General features: G+C 39.4%; 13 protein-coding genes. 4 read left to right on the top strand and 9 right to left on the bottom strand.

Translation table 11 applies throughout. The features are described from left to right. Positions 1-144 precede the first annotated feature (144 nt). The 6 genes from KEM09_RS06895 to KEM09_RS06870 all read right to left on the bottom strand — a co-directional run bounded on the left by KEM09_RS06895 (position 145) and on the right by KEM09_RS06870 (position 9,172). Positions 145-1,128: a FecR family protein gene (locus tag KEM09_RS06895; RefSeq protein ID WP_212227088.1), complete on the bottom strand. Its 984-nt coding sequence runs from the start codon at positions 1,126-1,128 to the stop codon at positions 145-147. 203 nt (positions 1,129-1,331) lie between these two features. Continuing rightward, a complete protein-coding gene (locus KEM09_RS06890) occupies positions 1,332-2,687 on the bottom strand; it encodes a DUF3472 domain-containing protein (protein WP_212227086.1) in 1,356 nt (451 codons plus the stop codon). Positions 2,688-2,770: 83 nt separating this feature from the next. Beyond that, the gene (locus KEM09_RS06885; protein ID WP_212227084.1) at positions 2,771-4,441 is read right to left on the bottom strand and encodes a RagB/SusD family nutrient uptake outer membrane protein; all 1,671 of its coding nucleotides are present in this window, start codon (positions 4,439-4,441) and stop codon (positions 2,771-2,773) included. Between the two features lie 27 nt (positions 4,442-4,468). After that, on the bottom strand, positions 4,469-7,438 hold the full coding sequence (locus KEM09_RS06880) for a SusC/RagA family TonB-linked outer membrane protein (protein WP_212227081.1): 2,970 nt from the start codon (positions 7,436-7,438) through the stop codon (positions 4,469-4,471). 26 nt (positions 7,439-7,464) lie between these two features. Next, positions 7,465-8,382, bottom strand: coding sequence for a discoidin domain-containing protein (locus tag KEM09_RS06875; protein ID WP_212227080.1), 918 nt, complete (start codon positions 8,380-8,382; stop codon positions 7,465-7,467). A 211-nt stretch (positions 8,383-8,593) separates the two neighbouring features. Then, on the bottom strand, positions 8,594-9,172 hold the full coding sequence (locus tag KEM09_RS06870; protein WP_212227078.1) for an RNA polymerase sigma factor: 579 nt from the start codon (positions 9,170-9,172) through the stop codon (positions 8,594-8,596). A 280-nt stretch (positions 9,173-9,452) separates the two neighbouring features. On the opposite strand from KEM09_RS06870, the gene KEM09_RS06865 reads away from it, so the two are divergent. Further along, entirely contained in the window at positions 9,453-13,529 is a 4,077-nt protein-coding gene (locus KEM09_RS06865) for a hybrid sensor histidine kinase/response regulator transcription factor (protein ID WP_212227076.1), read from the top strand. A 113-nt stretch (positions 13,530-13,642) separates the two neighbouring features. Further along, on the top strand, positions 13,643-15,256 hold the full coding sequence (locus KEM09_RS06860; RefSeq protein WP_212227075.1) for an ABC-F family ATP-binding cassette domain-containing protein: 1,614 nt from the start codon (positions 13,643-13,645) through the stop codon (positions 15,254-15,256). An 87-nt stretch (positions 15,257-15,343) separates the two neighbouring features. On the opposite strand, the gene KEM09_RS06855 is transcribed toward KEM09_RS06860, so the two are convergent. Together KEM09_RS06855 and KEM09_RS06850 are read right to left on the bottom strand one after the other, a co-directional pair. Continuing rightward, on the bottom strand, positions 15,344-16,381 hold the full coding sequence (locus KEM09_RS06855; RefSeq protein ID WP_212227073.1) for a fasciclin domain-containing protein: 1,038 nt from the start codon (positions 16,379-16,381) through the stop codon (positions 15,344-15,346). Positions 16,382-16,685: 304 nt separating this feature from the next. Then, positions 16,686-17,225 carry a GNAT family N-acetyltransferase gene (locus KEM09_RS06850; protein ID WP_212227071.1) on the bottom strand — a complete coding sequence of 180 codons (540 nt, stop codon included), beginning with the start codon at positions 17,223-17,225 and terminating at the stop codon, positions 16,686-16,688. A 152-nt stretch (positions 17,226-17,377) separates the two neighbouring features. Here KEM09_RS06850 and KEM09_RS06845 point away from each other — a divergent pair, with 152 nt between their 5' ends. Both KEM09_RS06845 and KEM09_RS06840 read left to right on the top strand, forming a co-directional pair. Then, entirely contained in the window at positions 17,378-18,118 is a 741-nt protein-coding gene (locus tag KEM09_RS06845; protein ID WP_212227070.1) for a lysophospholipid acyltransferase family protein, read from the top strand. 115 nt (positions 18,119-18,233) lie between these two features. After that, entirely contained in the window at positions 18,234-20,006 is a 1,773-nt protein-coding gene (locus KEM09_RS06840) for a hypothetical protein (protein WP_212227068.1), read from the top strand. A gap of 39 nt (positions 20,007-20,045) precedes the next feature. On the opposite strand, the gene tilS is transcribed toward KEM09_RS06840, so the two are convergent. Next, positions 20,046-21,374 carry a tRNA lysidine(34) synthetase TilS gene (gene tilS, locus KEM09_RS06835; RefSeq protein ID WP_212227066.1) on the bottom strand — a complete coding sequence of 443 codons (1,329 nt, stop codon included), beginning with the start codon at positions 21,372-21,374 and terminating at the stop codon, positions 20,046-20,048. Positions 21,375-21,379: the final 5 nt, after the last annotated feature.

Genomic DNA, 21,379 nt, shown 5'->3' with positions numbered 1-21,379 from the left:
GGAAATAACCGGTTGTTTCTATTTTTTCATATTTTTGCCTTTAGCTTAAATTAACATTTATTTTACCTGATTAACATTTGGGTATAAGTTGCAAAACAGAGGAGTGCGTCATCACCCCTCTGTTTTTTATTATTGTTGTCCAGTTTATTTTATCGAAGACAGTACCACCTTTCGCTTCGTGTAGTTTCCGTCTGGCATTTGCACAGCAGCCTCTATCTTGTATGCTATACCTGAGGTACTACATAACAGACTTAAAGCCTGGTTGAGTGTTTCTTTAGTAAAAGTAGCAGTAAAGTGAAAATCTTTGAGTGCTTCATCGGCAATAACCGTTTCCACATTATACCACTTATCCAGCTTTTGCATCACTGTTTCGATGTCATCTCCCAAAAATACTAAACGACCATCCTTCCACTCACTATACCTTTCAAGATCATTAACATGAGCCACATTTAAACTTCTTGATTCACGATCAAAAGTTACCACTTCATTAGGTTTCATTGTAAGTAGTGCTTTCTTAGAATCGGATTTAGCATTAAACAGACTAACTTTTCCCTCCTCTAAAGCAACACTCCATTTATCATATTCAGGCCATGCTGTGACATTAAACGAAGTTCCCAAAACTTTAACATCCAACTCATCGGCATTAACAATAAAAGGCACCTCAGCATTATGCGCTACCTTAAAAAATGCTTCCCCTAACAATTCAACCCTTCTTTCCTTCATATTGTCAAAAGACACAGGAAAACGAAGCTTACTATCGGAATTAAGCCATACCACAGTCCCATCGGCCAGAGTAACATTGGTTTGAACACCAAAAGCTGTTGCGATTTCCTGATAAACTGCATCTTCAGCTTCAGAGCTTGTCCAGAAATGTAAAACAGTTGAGATAGCTATAGAAACAACCAATATGGCTGCAATTTGCTGTAAACGATTCAACCAAATTTGCTTTGTGGAATTGAAGTTCATCCGGCTTTTGGTAGCGGCAAGAGACATGTCTACATCAATCTCATCAGATAAAGCAAGTTTTTCTGAACGCTTCCACAATTCGGAGTAAGCAGAATACTCATCTTCATTATGCTCTGAATCAGCTAACCATTGATCCAGACGCGACTGTTCTTCTTTATTCAAATTGTTGGATAAAGATTTTATAATAAGATGATCTGTATCCTTCTTAAAATCCATCGGCACTATTGCATTGTTTGTTTCTTATCTGTAAGACGGTTCCAGGGGCCTTACACCCTATAACAAAGGTGTGAAATAAACCAAAATAATACGATATTTCAAGAAGAAATCATATTTTTTAGTTTATTTCACTTTTCCTGTCCTATTTACTAATTCAATGGAAGCGCGTCAAAATCGATGACTGGCGCAGTGCCACCTGCAGGACGATTATGAACAACATCCAGCGTAGAAACTTCACTGAAAAACCCACAGTTTTTAAGGTAAAATCCATCATCACCAGCCACATAGCCTCCGGCATAATCCATACGGGCTTTATCACGAGCTGTTGCATCAGCTGTAAATTTGGCACTTGTTACCTCATACCATTTGCCAGTTGTATCATAAACCCATTGATTACCGTAATAGGCCATGCGTCCCAGCGGGCCTGTTGACGTATTAAAATTCTCAAGAAAAGAATACAAGTTCGTCAAATAGGTTGAAGTTTCTGGTCGACTCCAATGCGCAATGAAATGCCACCTCTCTTCTTTCGAATCAAAAAAGTAAGCTTTGTACTCAGTTTTATTATCGGCCGCTGGTTCGCCTCTCAGGAGAAAACCATATTTACGACCAACTTCCCAATTATGTACCATGTAGCTCTGGCCTCCTGAACCCTCATTGCCAAAATCGTTGGTAATTGTTAGTTCCCCTTTAGAGATTAGCTTCACTCTCTGATCTTCTGGGATACTATTGGGATCATCGGTGTGGTATGGACTCCAAACAGAAAATAGCACCCGTCTTTCGCTGCTTGAATTTACCTGCATTCCAAAATACCCCTGTCCAAAGCCATTGGCCATGTAGTATGAGCCTATCACATCATTTCCTTCCGGCACCTGCACCTCACTATAAAACCACTGCACATCGCTCGCTTCTGTCGGCACCTGGTACCCTAAATGTACTGAAGGCCCACGACGTCCCCAGTAAAAATAATCTTCATTAGAAAAATTAACGCCTGCACTGGTTGCATCACCACCCAGGGCAATATGTTCAAGTTCAGCAAATTGAACATCCACTTTTTTTATTCCCTTTAAGTCGAGGTGATAATACCCGGCAGATGCCACCTCATAGGAACCAATATAAACTACTCCTGTATATGAATCTTTCATGGTAACCTCTTTAGATTCCCCCTGAAAAGTTGCTTCAATAGTAGAGGTTCCGGAAACTACCTTACCCTTAATACCAATATGCACTGTACCTGCCTTTTCGAGATGAAAATAAGTACGTAAAACCGACTGAGTTGATGACCAGCTATTACCTTTAAAATCTTTCGAGTGCATTTGAGCTGTCCCCACGTTTATTAGGAACCAACTATTTCCTTCTGCAGGAACTTGAGTCAACATTTTCGGAGGTTCTTTTGTCTCCGGTTGAGGATCGGTATCTTCATCTCCATTAGCTCCATCACAAGAAATAATAAAGCTCACCAGGGATATGGATAAAATAAACGCAATGAATTGTTTTGAATATTTCATATGTCTTTATTTTTTTAGAAAAAGAGACTTTACCTGGCATGATTTTACCTGGCAAAGTCTCTCTTAAATTATTCAGGCAAATATTATGGATTCTGAATCAGATTTGGCATCGCCAAAATCTGTGCTTCAGGAATATAATCTACTACCCTCGGATGATTAGCCGGTACTGTCAGTAAGGCATTTGAACCTTTATCGTGTGTACCCGGATATTTGCGATCAAGTGTCAGACCATTACGGAAGATATCGTAACGACGGTGAGCTTCATAGGCCAACTCCAGGCGACGCTCTTCCAATACCACTTCAAGTATAGTCATACCATCTGGCACTTCTGTATAAGTTGGAATACCCGCACGTTCTCTGATTACATTTACATCTGCCAATGCTTCAGTAACTTTATTAGCTTTAGCATTCACTTCAGCACGATTCAGATACATTTCTGCCAAACGAGAAATAATCGGTGAGAAAAGTTGTGGTTGTCCTTCCTGGTTCGAACATTTAATGACAAAATACTTAGGATAACCATTACGAACTTTCATCTTCATATTGATACGTACATAGGTCTTTCCACTAATGTGGTCACCTTCGGTAATGTAATACTTCATTACACCATTCACCTCTTCAGTCATCACAGCGTGAGTTCCCCCATTGTATTCATACTCCCAAGTACCTGCATTATCTGTAACAGCGTACATCTGAAACATTCTTGAACCAACAGGTGTAGCTTTATCATATGAATAAGTTAACTCATAGGTACCATCATCCACGTACTGCGGCTCAATAAACTTATGTCTGCGGTCCTCAGGATTCTTGTCCAACAAATCACGGTATGGTTCTGAAGCATACATTTCACCCCAACCAACACCATCAATAGTAGCATACATACCACCAAAAGCATACCACCCATAGTCATCCTCATCTTTCAGGGCGCGACAGGCAAAAATTACTTCCGGATTATCCTCTGGAACCATCGTTGGAAAAGTCTCATAAGCTGAACCTGTAAGTAAAGAGAAATTACCAGAATCAATTACTTTCGTTGCGTATTCAGCAGCCTTTACATTTTCTTCCATGTAAAGATAAACGCGTGACAACAAAGCATTCGCAGCCTGCTCAGAAGCATAAATCGGATACTCACTATCCACTCGTTTAAACTCACTCATCAAATCAGCAGCCGTTTCAAGGTCGCTGAGAATCTGGTCATAAACCTCTTTCACACTAGCTCTTCCTGGCAAATTATCAACATCTGGTTCTGCATCCAGGATAATAGGCACACCCATGTTTCCATCAGGATCCTGGTTGTAAGGTCTTCCCCAAATAGTTACAAGATTCAGATAGAAGAATGAACGCAAGTAGTACATTTCTCCAATCACATGATTCATACGAGGTGTACCCTCTTCTGCATTCGCAATAACTTTATTGGCGTTTACAATCCCTTGGTAACATGTTGACCATAAACTATTCAAATGCCCATTAGTTGGAATATGCTGATAGTTGTACATGTAAAACAAAGGGTCAGTAGTAGAACCACTTAATGCAATGTTATCACCTCCAAATTCACCATGAAAATGGTATGGACGCATAAATTCATTCTTTTTCAACAAGGCATAAGTACCCAAAGCAGCTGCTTCAATTCCTAACTCATCAGCAAACACTTTGTCATCTGATAAATCCTGAAAAGGTTCTCTGGTAATATCGCAGGCAGTTATTGAAAGTGCCAGCAAAATTGCAATAATAGAATATATTTTTTTAGTTATCATACTCTTAGATTAAAAAAGGATTCATTGTTAAAAATCTACTTTTACGCCAAACAGTACCTTTTTCGATAAGGGATACAGAGCGCCTGATTCAGGATCCATTCCCGACCAATCGGTAATGGTAATCAGGTTATCAGCACTGACATATACCGAGGCATTTTTAATTTTTAAACGTTCCGCCAAAGTTTCCGGAATTGTGTACGACAGGTTCACATTACGTAAACGAATGAAACTGGCATCTTCAAGATAACGCGATGACACTTTATTCGCATTTACACCGCCATCAAATGGTCTTGGGTGAGTAGCAATATCACCTGGTTTTTCCCAACGGCTCCAGCCATCCATCAGGTTCATGTTATTGAATCCAACATAAGAACCATCACTATCGAATAACTCGCGGTTGCTGTTATATTTATACACATCACTGACGAAAGATATATTGGCCGTCAAAGTAAAGTTATCAAACGTGAAAGAGTTTAAAATACCACCAATATAGCTAGGCGTACCTTTAGTTCCTGTGAACTGAAGTGTTGCATCTGCATAATCTGAAGTCAGACTCACTGTTTCACCAATCACATTCCCTTCTTCATCCACTTGTTCTTCAACTTTCTCCCACAGCGGATCACCATTGTTAGGATTCACGCCATACCATACGCGCTGATAATATGAATCCATATCATATCCAACTTCAAACCGGGTATTGCCACGATTCACTGCCTGATCATCATATAATTCTTCAACTCGGTTTTTATTGTACGCCAGGTTAATGGTCATATCCCATGAGAAGCGATTTCCTTTAATTATTTCAGGTGAAATACTTAATTCGTATCCTCTGTTACTAACCTGTCCTACGTTCATCCAAACACCGTTATATCCAGTCATTGCAGGCAGTGGCACATATGTCAACAGACCGTCACTATTCTTATAATACAGATCCAGGTTTAATCCAACGCGGTTGAATAAACGTGCGTTAATGGCCGTGTTATAAGTAGTTACTTTTTCCCAGCTAATATCCGGATTTCCTTTCTGATATGGCGTGGCAGCACCCTTACCGTTATACTGGTCAACAAAAGCATAATAACCAAGATACTGGAATCCACTTGGTGCATTACCAATTTGCCCCATACTCGCCGAAAGCTTCAGTACATTTAACCACTCAATATCCTGAATAAAGTATTCGTGGTGAGCATTCCATCCTAAACTGGCAGACCAGAAGTTACCATATTTATTGTTAGGGCCGAAGCTACTTGAGCCTTGACGACTAAATGAAGCTGTAGCCAGATATTTGTTATCATAGGCATATTGAATATTCGCCATCAGGTTTTGTTTGGCACTTTCACCTTTATAACCACCAACACTTAATGCTTCTGCTGTGGTATTAAGCACCTGCAAACCACCACCAACGCCTTTACCAGCAGCTGACGTATTCTCTGTATAATAATCACTATACTCCCAAGCAACAAAAGTATTTACCGAATGAAGTCCAAAATCTCTTTGGAGACGAAGTAACTGGTTGGTAAAGCGTCGTTGAGTAAAACTATGAGATTCAGAATAACTACCGTTATTGGCCATTCCTGCGAATGAACGAGGGTCCGTATAATAATCGCTCTGACCAAAGGTAAGCGTAATATTATTCATTGAGGAGAATGTCAACCAATCGTTAATCTTATAATCTCCCCCAACATTAATACGAAAATTGTTACCACGTGAAGTACCGTAGTTGTATTGCAAATCGTATAGGTAGTTGTTATTGTCACGACCATACCAAACCTTACCATTCTCCAGCAGATAGTCTTCTCCTGCTTCAGTTCGTGGATCCAATACAGAACCATCTGGAAGATATGGCTCATCCCATGGCATGTAGGTAAACATGTTATAAAGCGAGTGCTCCTGGTTATACGTTGTACTGTAATCACCTGAAAGGTTTAATCTGATGGACAGTTTATCAGTCGCATTAATATTCACGTTACCTAGTGCTGAATAGCGGTCATATTCAAATCCCTTTATGGTACCCGTTTCCCCATAATAGGTTCCAGACAGATAGGTGCTAATTTTCTCACTACCACCTGAATAACTAACATTATACTCCTGAGCAACACCTGTTTGTGTGCCATTTTCAAGCCAGTCTGTGTCTGTTCCTAAAACATCTTCAGTAATATTAGGATTCCAGGTCTTTTGATAGTCATACAGTTCCTGTGAATTCATCAGGGAGAAGTTCCCCATGTTGAATTTAGAGTATCCACGCGACGCATTCACACTAATTCTTGATACGCCATCACCTGTTCTAGTCTGTACTAAGATGACCCCATTGGCACCTAAAGAACCGTATAGCGATGTTGCAGATGCATCCTTAAGTACAGTAATACTCTCTACATCATTCGGACTGATTCCTGGATCAAAATTACCATAGATTATACCATCTACTACCCAAAGTGGTGCTGTAGGTCCTGATAGAGATCCTTTACCACGAATCGTAATATCTGTAGTGGCCCCAGGTCTACCGCTTGTAGAAGAAGCATAAACACCGGCCACCTTACCTTGTAGCATGGATGATACACTTGGTGTAAAAACATCCCTAAGCTCCTTGTTGTCAATTGCAACAGCCGAACCAGTCAAGTTAGATTTCTTGATGGTACCGTATGCTACCACCATAACTTCATCCAGACTCTCTGTATCAGGATTTAGAGCTACATTAATCATAGATTGGCCTGCAACAGGTATTTCTTGTGTTTCGTAACCAATAAATGAAAATGCCAAAATAGCTTCCTTATCACTTATCTCAAGACTATAATTTCCATCAAAATCAGTGATTGTACCTGTTGTTGTTCCTACAATTGCAATGGAAACTCCAGGTAGCGCCTCCTGTGTGGCAGCATCTGTAACCTTTCCACTCACTTCAAGCGTCTGCGCATTGGCATAAAACGATGCCAGCAGTATAACGATCAAAAGGTTTAAAACCTTAATTCGACCTTTTAATATTATTGAATTTATATACTTCATTATTTATCGTTTAATCTTGTTAGCTATTAGTAAGGCAGTAAACCATCTTCGAACACCTGCAATTCAGCCATGTGCGTAGAGGTTCCGACACGACTTCGCGTATTCAAAATCCGGATTCGGAAGTACTTGGATGTATAATTCTTGTCAAAAGCAATCACGTTTACTTCTGGTTGCACTAACGCGTTAATAACTTCTGCAGACTCCCAAACGGTTGTAAAATTCACGCCATCAGCACTGGTTTGCAGGTCAAACTGATCGGCATCATTACCATTAGCTCCTCCAAAGCGAGTCATAAAATTAAATCCACCAATGCTTTTTTCTTCAGAGAAATTGATTTGAATATGTGCAGGCAAAGTTACACCAGCAATTGACCATGCTGAGTGCCAGAAAGTAGCCGGATCACCATCCACAAGACCTTCTTTTGGTCCTTCATATGGTTCCTGAACATGTGTTTCAATCATATCAGCAGTCAAAGTATGGAAGGTTTTTCCTGCTTTACTGGTAAATGTTATTGTTTCGCCATAAGAAACACCTGCGGCATTAGCCACATATGATCGAACGCTATAATCAGTTTTTGAAGATAAATCCTCAAAATCTATTGAGTAATCCCAATCTTCTTCTAAAATCCCATCTTTAGTATACTCACCCACTGGAATATAATTATCATCAATGGTAGGCTCGCCTTCTCCTTGTATCCAACAAACACCGATAGCTAAAATGTTAGAACCGCCATCAGAAGTAACGGCTCCGTTAACCACAGCGCTAACATCCTTTATATCTGTAACACTTACAGTTGTTGTAACCGGTAAGCTACCTCCTTCATCATCACTATCACAACTCGTTAATGAAAAAACCATTAAGGCCATGGCGAAAAAATAAATCCCCATAAAATTCCGCTTCGGAATCTTTGGACATTTACCTTCACTAATTCTTCTTTTTTTCATAAAATTTAATTTTTAGATTAACATTAATACAGATGTAAACTTTCAGTTCGTTTCATTTACAACTCTGACGAAACCAAAAGAAGGACACCCTACATGCGATGTTAAAATAAATTAAAATTCAAGAAAGAAAATCACACAACACATTGTCTCACAATGCATTGAAGTCATAATAAATTTTTAAAGAACTATAAAAAAAGTTAATGAGAAGAAATTATCGGATGACATCCAACAGTAAAAGCAACAAAGGAAAATACTCTTTAAGCTCTGACCTCAACGACTTTAAAGCCCTACTCAGCAAGGCTTCAACCGCTTTTACAGAAACATTCATTTTTTTAGCAATTTCGGGATAAGTTAAGTCTTCAAAACGGCTGTATTCGAAAGCCATTCGGCAGCGTTCGGGCAAATTAGACAGAGCAATCACCAACTCCTCTTCAAATTCACGAAGCATCACCAAATTCTCGGTTGAATTTTCAGCCTGGGATTTACCTGATTCATGCTCATTATGAGCTTTTGCAATCACTTTCTCTTTTCGCAAATAATCGATACACTGATTTCTAACCATGAAGGAAAGATAGGCGGGAATGTTTTGTATCTCGGTTACTTCACTGCGTTTTTCCCAGAATTTAATAAAGCAATTTTGCACCAGACCTTGAGCCGTATCCAAATCTTTCAGGTACAGCATGGCTTGCGCACAAAGTCCTTTATAGTGCTTTCTGAAGATGTAGTCAAAAGCTCTTTCCTGACCACTTTTTAGCTCGTGTAATATAAAATCGCTACTATTATAACCCAACTGCCGATTATGAATAAATTCGACCCAAATATAAAAATAAAAGAATCACATTTCAAAGACACAATCGCACGTATATGGCGACTAATTTTGCAAACTAACACGAAACTCTAACTTACCGCAATGCTAATCTATGCATTAGTTATGAATACCCATATTTCGCAAAAATGGAAAAACTTTTAAAACCAGGGTCTGATTCCTTTCTGTATTCAGGGATTTATTTCCAACTAATATTTTCCTATATATTTGCTTGAGATTTGTCAACCCGAAACACTGCTGACACATGATGCAACAGAAAGTCTTAAAAACTATCCTAAACATTATCATCGTATTTATTTCTCTGAATAATACTACCAACAGTAATGCATCGGAATTAGCAAACTTTATTCATCTAACGGCTGAGGTAGGTCGGAAGCAAACCATCATTACCAATGTAGTGGAAGATTCTTTGGGTTACTTATGGATGGAATCAAAAATGGGCATACTTCGCTTTGATGGATATGACTATAAACACTACAGCAATAACCAGATATTTGGTTTTGATGGTTATACTTCCTCAATACTAGGTATAACAAAAGATAGTAAGGGACAAATTTGGTTTGTTTCAAAAAATGGAAAAATCTCGAAACTACTTAATTCAGAGCATTTTGAACAGCGCAAATTAGGTTATCTTCATTTAAAGGATAAAAGTGAGCTGACCTGCATGCAGATGACCGAAAAGCGTTTATGGGTTGGCACTAATAGAGGCGCTGTGCTTGGATTAAACCTTAAAGATTCTTCAAAAATCACCTTCGATATACTCACTCCAAATGAATCAATAATATCAGTTTCAAAAGCTGACAACAATACAATTTGGTTTAGCACCAATAAAGGCCGTGTATTTAATGGCAACCTAAGCACCAAAGAGTTCGTTGAGCTAAAGCTCCCTCGAAGCAATCAGTACAACAATGTTATGCTTACTACCGATATAAATGGGAACTTATGGATTGGAACAGAACTATTTGGTCTATACTTCTATGATACCAAATCTTCAACATTCAAACAGTTAAATAACAAATCAAACGCTTCCCGCTTCGTTCCCAGTAACATGATTATTACCATTTTTAATGACAGACAGGGCATTATTTGGGCTGGCACCGATGGCGGCGGTTTATACCGAATAGACCCTCAAACTCATAACCTAAAGGTATATAACCATTCGAAAGCTAATCAATTCTCTCTTCAAAGCAACACCGTAATTGGGATCAGTCAATCGAAGAACGATGACATTTGGGTCTTTACAAATTACGGGAACATAAATATTCTTCCTGCCGAATCTTCAACAATAGGCTATCATAGTGGCAGTATCTCAGGCTCCCCCAGCAGAATTTTATCTGTATTAAAAACACGGAGCAATAAGCTGTGGCTTGGAACAGATGGTGAAGGAATAACTATTATTGATGAAAATGGTGTTCCGCAAAGGCAATATTTAGCTGGCACTAAAACTGCAAATGGTCTTCCTGGAAATTATATTCAGGCAATGCAAGAGGATAAACAAGGTAATATCTGGATTGGAACATACCTGAATGGATTAGCAATCTACGACGACAAAACAGGCTTTTTCTCACACGTGCCGACTTCTAATTACACAGACCAGCCATCTACAGACATCCGGTCTCTTTACATCGACAAACAGGAAAGAATATGGGCTGGCAGTAACACCGGTATTTTTATTTTTTCTAAAGACGCTAAACAACTAGCCTACTTTCCAAAAAATAAAAACGGTCTTATAGGTGATATCGCAGAGGTTTTTATGGAAGATGAAAATTCTAACATATGGATTGGCATGTTTGGCGGTGGCATTGCCCAGTTTATTGAAGCAGAGGACCTCAACAAATCCACATTCATAAACCATAACATTTCTATTAGTAATACCTCAGTAGAAAACAGTGTATATAATGGCGTTGCCGATAAGCTTGGTAACCTATATCTCATTAATTCAAATTCAGAACTTATTAAATTTAATATTGCCAGTAAAAAAGTCGTTCTAATCGAGGGTTTTACTAATGACAAGCTTAGCCAGGTGCTTAGCATCACAATGACTGATAAAGACAATATATGGACATCAAGAACAGATGGCATAGCGCACATTGATTTGGCCAATAAAGAATATTATAAGTACACTCAAAAAAATGGCACGCTAAAGGGAGGCTACCTTACAGGCAGTGTTTATAATGACAAGAATAAAATTCTATACTTTGGTGGCGTTGATGGTGTTAACTTTTTTGATCCCTCGCTTATGAAAACACAGCGAACAAAACACCATCTCTACATCAATCACCTAACCATTATTAACCGCGATGCTCAACAGCTCATACCTAATCAATTGACTGAAGGCATAGAACACTTGGAATCTATAACACTAAAGCCCAACCATAATTCTTTCACCATACAGTTTTCGGTGATTGACGACTACCTTGAACCTGACTACTATTATGCCTACAGACTAAAAGGATTTGATAATAATTGGATGGCTAATGACAACCAACGCACTGCAACCTATACTAATATTCCGCCCGGCGAATATACTTTTGAAGTTAAGGCGGGAAGCACAAGAAATGAATGGGATATTGCTCCTCAGTCGTTAACGATTAAAATTCTGACACCAATAGGTTTTCGATGGTGGGCAATTACTCTTTACATTATACTGGCAGTCGTCATCGGCTATGTTATCATACGTTACTCTCTTTTGTGGACCAGGTTAAAAAGAAAACTAATGATGGAAGAGTGGCAAAATGAAAAAAACAAAGAAGTATATGCAATGAAAATGAATTTCTTCGCTAAAATGTCACATGAAATTCAAACGCCACTGACCTTGATTTTGTCACCTCTCGAAAATATGATAGAGCGCGCAGAAGGTAACCTGCTATTAAGTCAGCGTTTAAAAATAATCAGGAATAATGCCAAACGTTTATCCAAGATTGCATATGAACTGGCAACCATTAGAAATAAGGAAGTTGGTAAACTAAAGATTAAAGCCAGCAGAAATAACCTGGCTCAGGAAATTGATAATATTGCTCTTTCTTTTAAAGAACAAGCTCAATATAAAAGAATCAATTTTAACACAGAAGGTGTTTCTAACCAGAAAATATGGGTGTGGTATGATAAGGATAAAATCGAACACGTCGTTTATAATTTACTAACCAATGCCTTTAAATTCACACAACCTGAAGGTGATATTACATTGACGATATCCGAAGATACTTCTCTAAATGCAGCAGTAATAACAGTATCCGATACTGGCATTGGTATTCCTCAAAAAGACTTACAAAAAATATTTGACCTGTTTTACCAATCGCCAGATGGAGAAAGGATTGGGGGAACCGGCATCGGATTAGCACTTTGCAACGAACTAGTTGCTCTGCACAAAGGAGAAATTAGTGTACGTTCACAAGTTAACAAAGGAACCAGTGTAACTATCTATCTTCCTTTAGGCAACCAACATTTTAGCAGTAAAGAAATAGTGCCTGTTCAGGTTGAAAACAAGAACATTGTACAGACTAAAATTGAAACATCTGACAACCAAAGAGCAGAACAACCAACAAATGACAAAAACAAAAAAAATATAATGTTGGTTGAGGACAACTACGAAATGCTGATGTTTCTTGAAGACAGCTTTCGGCCAGACTATAACGTATGTAGCGTTCAAAACGGCAAGGAAGCCATTAACTCCATTGGCAAATTTACTCCAGACCTCATAATCAGCGATGTAATGATGCCCTTAATGGATGGAATAACGCTCTGCAAAACACTCAAACAGGAAAAAAACACACGCCACATTCCTATCATATTATTAACTACAAAACATGCCGTCAGTTCCAAATTAGAAGGCCTTAAATTTGGCGCCATCGAGTACATTAACAAGCCGTTTATTGTAAAGGAACTGCTATTAAAAGTTAATAACATACTTAGCTCACAAGAAAACTTAATTGAAAAATACCGTACTGATATTCTCACTAATAGCAAAGAAATAGAGGTAGACTCTCCTGACGAAGTATTTCTAGAATCAATTTTACGCGAATTGGAAAACAACTTTGAAGATCCTGACTTCAGATTAGAAGAGTTGGCTTCGAAGCTAAACATGAGCTACTCTAATACTTATCGCAAATTCCAAACCCTGACTGGTAAAACACTGGTTGACTTCCTTCGCTCTTTCAGGTTGCAAAAAGCGGCTTCTCTCCTTGAAAAATACAATTTTACCATTGCTGAGATTGCTTTTCGTGTAGGCTTTAACGATCCAAAATATTTTTCCAAGTGCTTTAAGAAGGAATATCAAAAAACCCCTCGAGAATACAAAACTGACTCAAAACAAGATAATTAATAGCAACAGCCAAGAAACTCAACATCCATCATTCCAACCTTTTTTAACACTAAATAGGCCACTATTCAAATAAAACTTCCTACTTTTGCGCCCTGAAAAAATCGAGTTGCAACATGATTACAGTTTCTGATTTAGCCATTCAGTTTGGCAAAAAACCTTTATTCTCAGATGTTAACCTAAAGTTTACACCGGGTAATTGCTACGGTTTGATTGGTGCCAATGGTGCCGGTAAATCTACTTTCCTGCGTATTCTTTCGGGCGAATTAGATTCCACACGTGGTAACATCAAAATGGAACCAGGCGAGCGTCTGTCCGTTTTAAAACAGGATCACTATGCTTATGATGAGTTTACCGTTTTAAACACGGTAATGATGGGTCATAAGGAAATGTGGGACCTGATGCAGGAAAAGGATGCCCTATACATGAAGCCCGATTTTAATGAGGAAGATGGTATGAAGGCCGCCAAACTGGAAGATGATTTTGCAGCAATGGGAGGTTGGAATGCCGAAAGTGATGCAGCTGAATTATTAAGTGGCCTAGGTATTAAAGAGGCGCTGCATCATCAGCAAATGAGCAGTCTAACTGGTAAAGAAAAGGTACGTGTTCTGCTGGCTCAAGCGCTATTTGGCAACCCGGATAACCTGTTACTCGATGAGCCTACCAACGACCTGGACTTAGAAACAGTATTGTGGCTTGAGAATTACCTGGCCAACTTTGAAAATACGGTGATAGTTGTTTCTCACGACCGTCACTTTCTGGATAATGTATGTACCGACATTGTTGATATTGACTATGGCAAAATCCGTATGTTCTCTGGTAACTACAGTTTCTGGTACGAATCAAGTCAGCTGGCTGCACGCCAGTTAGCTGCTCAAAACAAAAAAGCTGAAGAAAAGAAGAAAGAGCTTCAGGAGTTTATTTCACGCTTTAGTGCCAATGTGGCTAAGAGCAAGCAAACAACCAGCCGTAAAAAGATGCTGGATAAGCTCAATATTACAGAAATTCAACCTTCGACACGTCGTTATCCGGGCATCATTTTTCAGCCATCACGCCCTGCTGGTGATCAAATATTGAAGGTGGAGAACCTGAGTTACTCCATCGATGGCGAAGTGATGTTTAAAGATGTGACATTCAACATCGAAAAAGACGAGAAGGTAGTTTTCATTTCGCGAGACAACCGCGCAGTAACAGCCTTTTTCCAGATTATTAATGGCGAGAAAGAAGCTGAATCAGGCATTTACGAATGGGGACAAACCATTACCAGTGCTTACCTGCCAATGGACAATACAGAGTATTTCCAAAAAGACATAAAACTGTATGACTGGCTGGCGCAATTTGCCAAAGACACCTCTGAAGATTATATGCGTAGCTTCCTGGGTAAGATGTTATTCTCCAACGATGATATTGAGAAGAAAGCCACCGTACTGTCCGGAGGAGAGAAAATGCGCTGTATGATTGCACGTATGATGATGGAAGAGCCAAACATGTTAATCCTGGATCATCCAACCAACCACTTGGATCTGGAATCTATACAGGCGTTTAACAACAATATGAAAACATTCCCCGGGCAAATCCTGATGGCATCACATGACCATGAGTTTATTAGAACGACTTGCGGACGTGTTATCGAACTAACGCCTAATGGTATTGTCGATAAATTAATGGATTTTGAAGAATACCTTTCAGACGATACCATTAAAGCAGTGCGCGAAAGCAAGTATCAATAGGCACACAACAAACCGATATACTACAATAAGGGAAAGGGGTAAAACTGTAGCTGTTTACCCCTTTTTTGTTTGATTGATTTAAGGTACCTATGGAAGTGTTGGTAATATCACACGGTCAATAACATGAATGACGCCATTTGTTCCCTGAATATTTAGCAATGTACCTACTAATCCGGCTTCCCTGCTATTGGCATCAGTAATAGAAGGAATGGTCACATCAATAGCAAATGTTTCGCCTTGCAAGGTTGGTACATCCGCCGGTCCAGCAGGCAAATCACTTGAATAAACCCTACCATCAACTACGTGGTACAATAAAACCTGAGTTAATAAATCAACCGGAATATCATCTAGACTATTTACATCAGGACCAAGTTCATCTAACAAAGCCACAAATGCGTCATTAGTTGGTGCAAAAACAGTAAAAGGTCCACCTGCTGCAAGGGTTTCTGCTAAATCAGCCTTGATAACTGCCTGCACTAAAATTGAAAATGCTTCATTTGCCTGAGCAATCTCAACAAGATTTTGAGTAGGAGGAAGTAACACCTCATCAATGATATGAATTATACCATTCAGGGCTCGTATGTCTGCATATTGCACTTCGGCATTGTTAATCATGACACCATTATCAAGATTTACCTCAATAGCCGCTCCATTTAATGTGGGAACAAAACCATTACTTAACTGAGTGGATTTAACTTTACCAGCAACAACATGGTATAGAAGTATAGTTTTTAATTGTTCGGTAGGTACCTCCCTGATACTTTTAACGCCAATTTGATCAAAAAGCTTTTCAAATGCTTCATCTGTTGGAGCAAAAACGGTTAGCTGATTACGCACAACCGTACCGAAAAGTCGAGTTTTAAATAAAGCATACGTCAGATTTCTGAAAGTTGGGAATTTTCTCCAGCGCTTTAAATCACTGTTACCGTCTTCCTGCAAAAATTCAGGGTTCTCTGTAATCATCTCAAGGGTCGTTTCGATATCATACAGTTGCTGTTCAGTCGCGTTCTCAGGAGCTATGCTTGCATCTTTCTCACATCCTGCAAAAATCACGGCGAGGGCCAAAAATCCTACCAGGAAAAATTGGCTCACTAGTCTGTTACTCTTAATCATCGATCTATTCATATCTCTAAGTTTAAAGTGTTTACACCAACCTAACTGTAGATATGATTTTTTGTTTATTTATTTTTAATATTTATTAAACAAATATACTACTAAAGCTTCCGTAATGCAGTAATAACAGTACACCCCATGGTTTGTTAATATATGTTAACAAGGCGAAAAGTGCTAATTTATCATTCTGATTTCAATAGAAAAGCACTTACGCAAATATTAAAATTTACCCTACTGATTGGTGCAGACGGTTGTAAGTTCTCTGTATGTGCAGCGCAGGCTGTGCATCCTCAAAGACAATGTAACCAAGAGCCAGTTAACACAGGTCGTCTTTCAACATACTATACACTCTTAAGTCAAAATACTGGTTTTCCCCGAATCGCTCACCTGCTCTTTCTACTCCTTCAAAAACGAAGCCCAGCCGTTCAGGAATCTTCTGACTGGGAATATTACCTACAGCACACTTGATTTGCACTCTATTTAATCCCAATCTACTAAATGCATAACCACACAGCATTTGTACACAAAGGGTTACAATCCCTTTCTTTTGATATCCCTCTGATAACCAATAACCTATTTCTGATTTACGGTTTAAGCGATCCGTATCTTTAAAACCTACAATACCGGCAAACTCGTCCTCAAACCAAATGGTAAAGATTTGTTCGCGCTCACCTACTGGCTGCGTCAGTATTGATTTTATAAACTCTTCTGTATTTCGCTGTTCCTTTGTACCAGCAACAAATGGCAGCCATTTACCCAAATAGTCCCGTTGCTGGTCAATAACTGAAAAAATAACAGGTGCATCTGCCTGATTGATCTCCTTTAGGATAATATGTTGGTTAACTTCTATATGCATACCAAGTAGTTTAGGTCAAATTTGCGAAATATAACCAATTATCAGACGTATAACAGATTTTAATGGTTTACAACAATAGATAATAGCGACATATGCGGCGATTATCGTTGTATTTTTGTTTTTTTGTGGCTTAATAAATAATAAGCACACCAATGAGAAAAGTTTTAGGGTTTCTTTTAACCCCCATATTCCACCTTTATTTTGGACTGGTATTAGTTATCTTTCACCCCTTCCAGGTAATTGGTCATAAGCTACTTGGCGACCATGCACGACGAAAAGTAGTGGATACACTCAATTTCTTTCTAGTTAAAGGCCTTTATATTATGGGATGCCGGATCAAGTTTTCGGGTTTTGAGCAGCTACCTGAGGGGCGCCCCGTCATCATTGTTTCCAATCACCAAAGCTTATATGATATACCGGCTGTAGTGTATGGGTTCAGAAAATACTATCCTAAATTTATATCAAAAATTGAACTGGGCAAAAACTTGCCAAGCATCTCATACAACCTCATTCATGGTAAATCAGCCTTAATAGATCGTAAAAACGGCTCTCAATCGGTTAAAGAAATTTTCAAACTGGGCCGATTGATTCAGGCAAATAACTATGCTGCCTGCATCTTTCCTGAAGGTACCAGAAGCAAAACAGGTCGTGTGAAAAAGTTTATGACGGCTGGCCTTAACACCCTCTTAAGAGCAGCTCCAGATGCTATTATCATTCCATTTGTAATAGACGGCCATAGTCGAATGATGTACAACGGTATGTTTCCTTTAAAATTTGGCGAAAAAATAAGCTACACCGCCCTTGCTCCTATCGAGCCCAAAGGTAAAGATGTGGAAGAGTTGACCGCTGATATTCAGCAGTTAATAAAACACAAATTAGGACAGTCTGTTTGAACAAAACAAACAAATATTCTAAAATATTGAAATTGAATAAGAAACGACCTGCAGGTCGTTTTTTTTGTACCCAATATTGATGTATCTTCGGGCATCTAATAAACCATAATTTTCAATGGACTTTTTGAACAAACACACTTTCCATATTCCGGTACTCGGACTTGGATACACTCTGGATACGCCTATTAAGGTGGCGCCGTACGGCATTTCGTCCGTTATTTCATTGGTTGACGACAAACTTATGGAGCAATTACGCGAGTTCTATTGCGAGAAGTTTGACATGCCATTTAAAGCTATTTCGGAAAAAGTAGATGATTTCAGAGCTAAGCGCATTACTTCTTACCTTAACATGGTAGATGAGATTGTGACGGCTAAAGTGACTGATTTAAAGAAATCGGCGCTTGATAAAGGCAGTGAATTGGAAAAATATTTCAATATGTTGCCCGATTTAAGCTCTATAAAAGAAAAATTTAAGCTGAGTGACAAAAGCCGCCAGATAAAGGAAGAAGTAAACAACTGGATTCAGAACCACTTGCATGTTGGTGAAATTGATGTCAACATCATGACCAAACTGGATAAAGTCAACTACAAGGATGGCGAGGCATTGCCGATTGAGTTCAACGATGCCCACGCAGCGCTAAGAGGTTTTGCCAACAGTAACTTAAGTTCTTCACTGGTTCTTTCGGCAGGTATGAGCCCACGGCTGTACAGCTACATCGAGAAGTTTAAAGACTTCTTCCCTGATGTAAATGGTGAACTCAAGAAGAAGATTATTCTGAAAGTTAGTGATTTCAGATCGGCGCTGGTACAAGGAAAAATGCTTGCAGCCAAAGGTCTGTGGGTATCTGAATACCGTATTGAGAGCGGGGTCAATTGTGGCGGACATGCCTTCCCTACCAACGGTGTTTTATTTGGCCCCATACTGGATGAATTCCGCAAAAACAGGGACAAGCTGATTGAAACCTGTAGAGGCGTTTACGAGTCGGCCCTGGCCAAGAAGGAACTCAACACACCTGCACAAACTCCAGAAATAAAAGTGACTGCCCAGGGTGGAGTAGGCACCAATGAGGAGCACCGTTTGTTAATGGAGCACTACAAAATGGATGGCGTTGGCTGGGGTACACCTTTTATGCTGGTACCTGAAGCAGTGAGTATTGACACTGCTACCCTGCAGCTTCTTAAAGATGCTAAGGAGAAAGATTTATATTTCAGTGGTCTGTCTCCATTAGGCGTTCCGTTCAACAGTGTTAAATGGGCCTCAATGAGTGAGCAACGATTGGCTAATGCGCAAAAAGGTGAGCATGGAATGCCTTGTACCAAGCAATTCCTGAAGTACAATACTGAATATACCGAGAAACCTATCTGTACTGCCTCCAAGCAATACCAACGCAAAAAACTGGCTGAGCTGGATGCATTGAACCTGCCTAAGGAAGCGCACAACAAAGCCTATGCCGACATTATTGAAAAAGAGTGTCTATGTGTTGGTTTAGGCGTATCTCTATTGGAATCAAAAAATATTCCTGTTGGGCCAACCGATAAGGTAACGGTTTGTCCGGGACCAAACCTGGCATATTTCTCGAAAGAATCCAGTTTAACCGAAATGGTTGACCACATATATGGCCGACAGGATTTATTGGATAAGCGTCCGCGACCACACATGTTTTTAAAAGAGCTGGGTATGTATCTGGATATTTTCAAAAAGCGCATGGATGAATTTCTAAGCCAACCGGAAGATGCCAAAGAAATGAAGCAACTGACAGCCTTCCGTAAAAACATAATGGAAGGAGTTAATTACTACACTGAGCTTTTTAAAGAAAAGAAACAAGAAGTAGTGATTGAGTTGGAACAACTACTGAATAGTTATCCTGTAATAAAGAAGGAACTATAATAAACAATAAAGGCCTTAAGAGATATTCTTAGGGCCTTTTTATTGCAACTGAATCTCCAGTATACGTTTGGTACGTTTCATCACTTTATAACGTTCATCAATGCGTTTGCCAAGTACCCATACAATACTTTCGCCGCTTAACATCAGCCAGGCATCTTCTTTATCTTTCAGGCTATATTTTTCATCGATAAAAAAATCGCTCAGCTTCTTAAAATTCTTCATCCCCAATGGCATAAACGCATCACCTTGCTTCCATTTACGCACAAGCAAAGGTAAATCAACCAGATCTGCATCTAAATGAATCAGCTCTGGCTTTCGTGAAAATGAAAAATCTGCCGGTTTATCGTACACCTGAATCTTCATGGGCTGCTCGCCAATATTTAGCCCTTCCTCCACCCAAAAGTGCTGCACCCCTATTTCTTCGATGGGCAACACCAGCAGATTATGGCGATCTTTAATCAAACGATATGAATCACTAAAAAACTGCTTGCCTGATAAGCCTTCCAGATGCTCAAGCACCTCCTTAACGACCGATGAATTAAAGCCATATGGTCGCAGCAACTCAAATAGCAAAGAGGCATAATAAGGGTACAACTTTAACTTCGAGATGGGGATAATGACCGTACCCTCTTCATCGACGACCTCATTGGTTCGAAAACGTTCAACCTCCTCCTCCAGCATCAATTCGGTATCCTGTAAATGCGCCATATTCATTTGCATGGTATCAAAAAAAGCAGGATTGATAGACTCCAGCACCGGTATCAGCTCGTGGCGCAGCTTATTGCGGATGAAACGGCAATCATCGTTGGAAGCGTCATGACACCAATCCAGATTATTTTTCTCACAATAGCGTTCTATTTGCTCCCTGGTGAAAGGCAACAAAGGCCGAACAATATTATTATTACGGAAGCTAATCCCCGTCAGTCCTTTTACGCCGGTTCCTCGTACCAGGTTAAGAAAAAACGTTTCGATGGAATCATTACCATGATGACCAGTCACAATGGCATTATACCCTTCATTATTGACAATTTCCTGAAACCAGTTATAGCGCAGTTCACGTGCTGCCATTTCAATCGAAAACTTATTATCAGCAGCATACTTTCGAGTATCAAAGGTGGTTTTATTAAGCTGTATTGCATGCGCATTACAATAGTCAGTCACCAGCTGCTCATCACTATCCGAAGCATCGCCCCGTAACTGAAAATTACAATGGGCAGCAGCCAGCTGGTACCCTGCTTGCTGCAATAAATGCAACAAAGCCATTGAATCAGCTCCGCCACTAACAGCCACTAACAGCTTATCAGCTTCGGTTACCTGACACTTTTCTGCTAAAACATTTTGTATCGTCTGAGGTGTTATTGCATACATATCAA

Origin of the sequence: Carboxylicivirga mesophila, assembly GCF_018271975.1 — a bacterium.
In the GTDB taxonomy this organism is placed as follows: domain Bacteria; phylum Bacteroidota; class Bacteroidia; order Bacteroidales; family Marinilabiliaceae; genus Carboxylicivirga; species Carboxylicivirga mesophila.
Note: the sequence above shows the minus strand (reverse complement) of the source record. Positions and strands in the feature narration are given on the sequence as shown.

Excerpts from the sequence above, each read along its gene's own strand:
- KEM09_RS06890 (WP_212227086.1), bottom strand. The coding sequence starts at position 2,687 with ATGAAATATTCAAAACAATTCATTGCGTTTATTTTATCCATATCCCTG.
- KEM09_RS06885 (WP_212227084.1), bottom strand. The coding sequence starts at position 4,441 with ATGATAACTAAAAAAATATATTCTATTATTGCAATTTTGCTGGCACTT.
- KEM09_RS06880 (WP_212227081.1), bottom strand. The coding sequence starts at position 7,438 with ATGAAGTATATAAATTCAATAATATTAAAAGGTCGAATTAAGGTTTTA.
- KEM09_RS06875 (WP_212227080.1), bottom strand. The coding sequence starts at position 8,382 with ATGAAAAAAAGAAGAATTAGTGAAGGTAAATGTCCAAAGATTCCGAAG.
- KEM09_RS06865 (WP_212227076.1), top strand. The coding sequence starts at position 9,453 with ATGATGCAACAGAAAGTCTTAAAAACTATCCTAAACATTATCATCGTA.
- KEM09_RS06860 (WP_212227075.1), top strand. The coding sequence starts at position 13,643 with ATGATTACAGTTTCTGATTTAGCCATTCAGTTTGGCAAAAAACCTTTA.
- KEM09_RS06855 (WP_212227073.1), bottom strand. The coding sequence starts at position 16,381 with ATGAATAGATCGATGATTAAGAGTAACAGACTAGTGAGCCAATTTTTC.
- KEM09_RS06850 (WP_212227071.1), bottom strand. The coding sequence starts at position 17,225 with ATGCATATAGAAGTTAACCAACATATTATCCTAAAGGAGATCAATCAG.
- KEM09_RS06845 (WP_212227070.1), top strand. The coding sequence starts at position 17,378 with ATGAGAAAAGTTTTAGGGTTTCTTTTAACCCCCATATTCCACCTTTAT.
- KEM09_RS06840 (WP_212227068.1), top strand. The coding sequence starts at position 18,234 with ATGGACTTTTTGAACAAACACACTTTCCATATTCCGGTACTCGGACTT.
- tilS (WP_212227066.1), bottom strand. The coding sequence starts at position 21,374 with ATGTATGCAATAACACCTCAGACGATACAAAATGTTTTAGCAGAAAAG.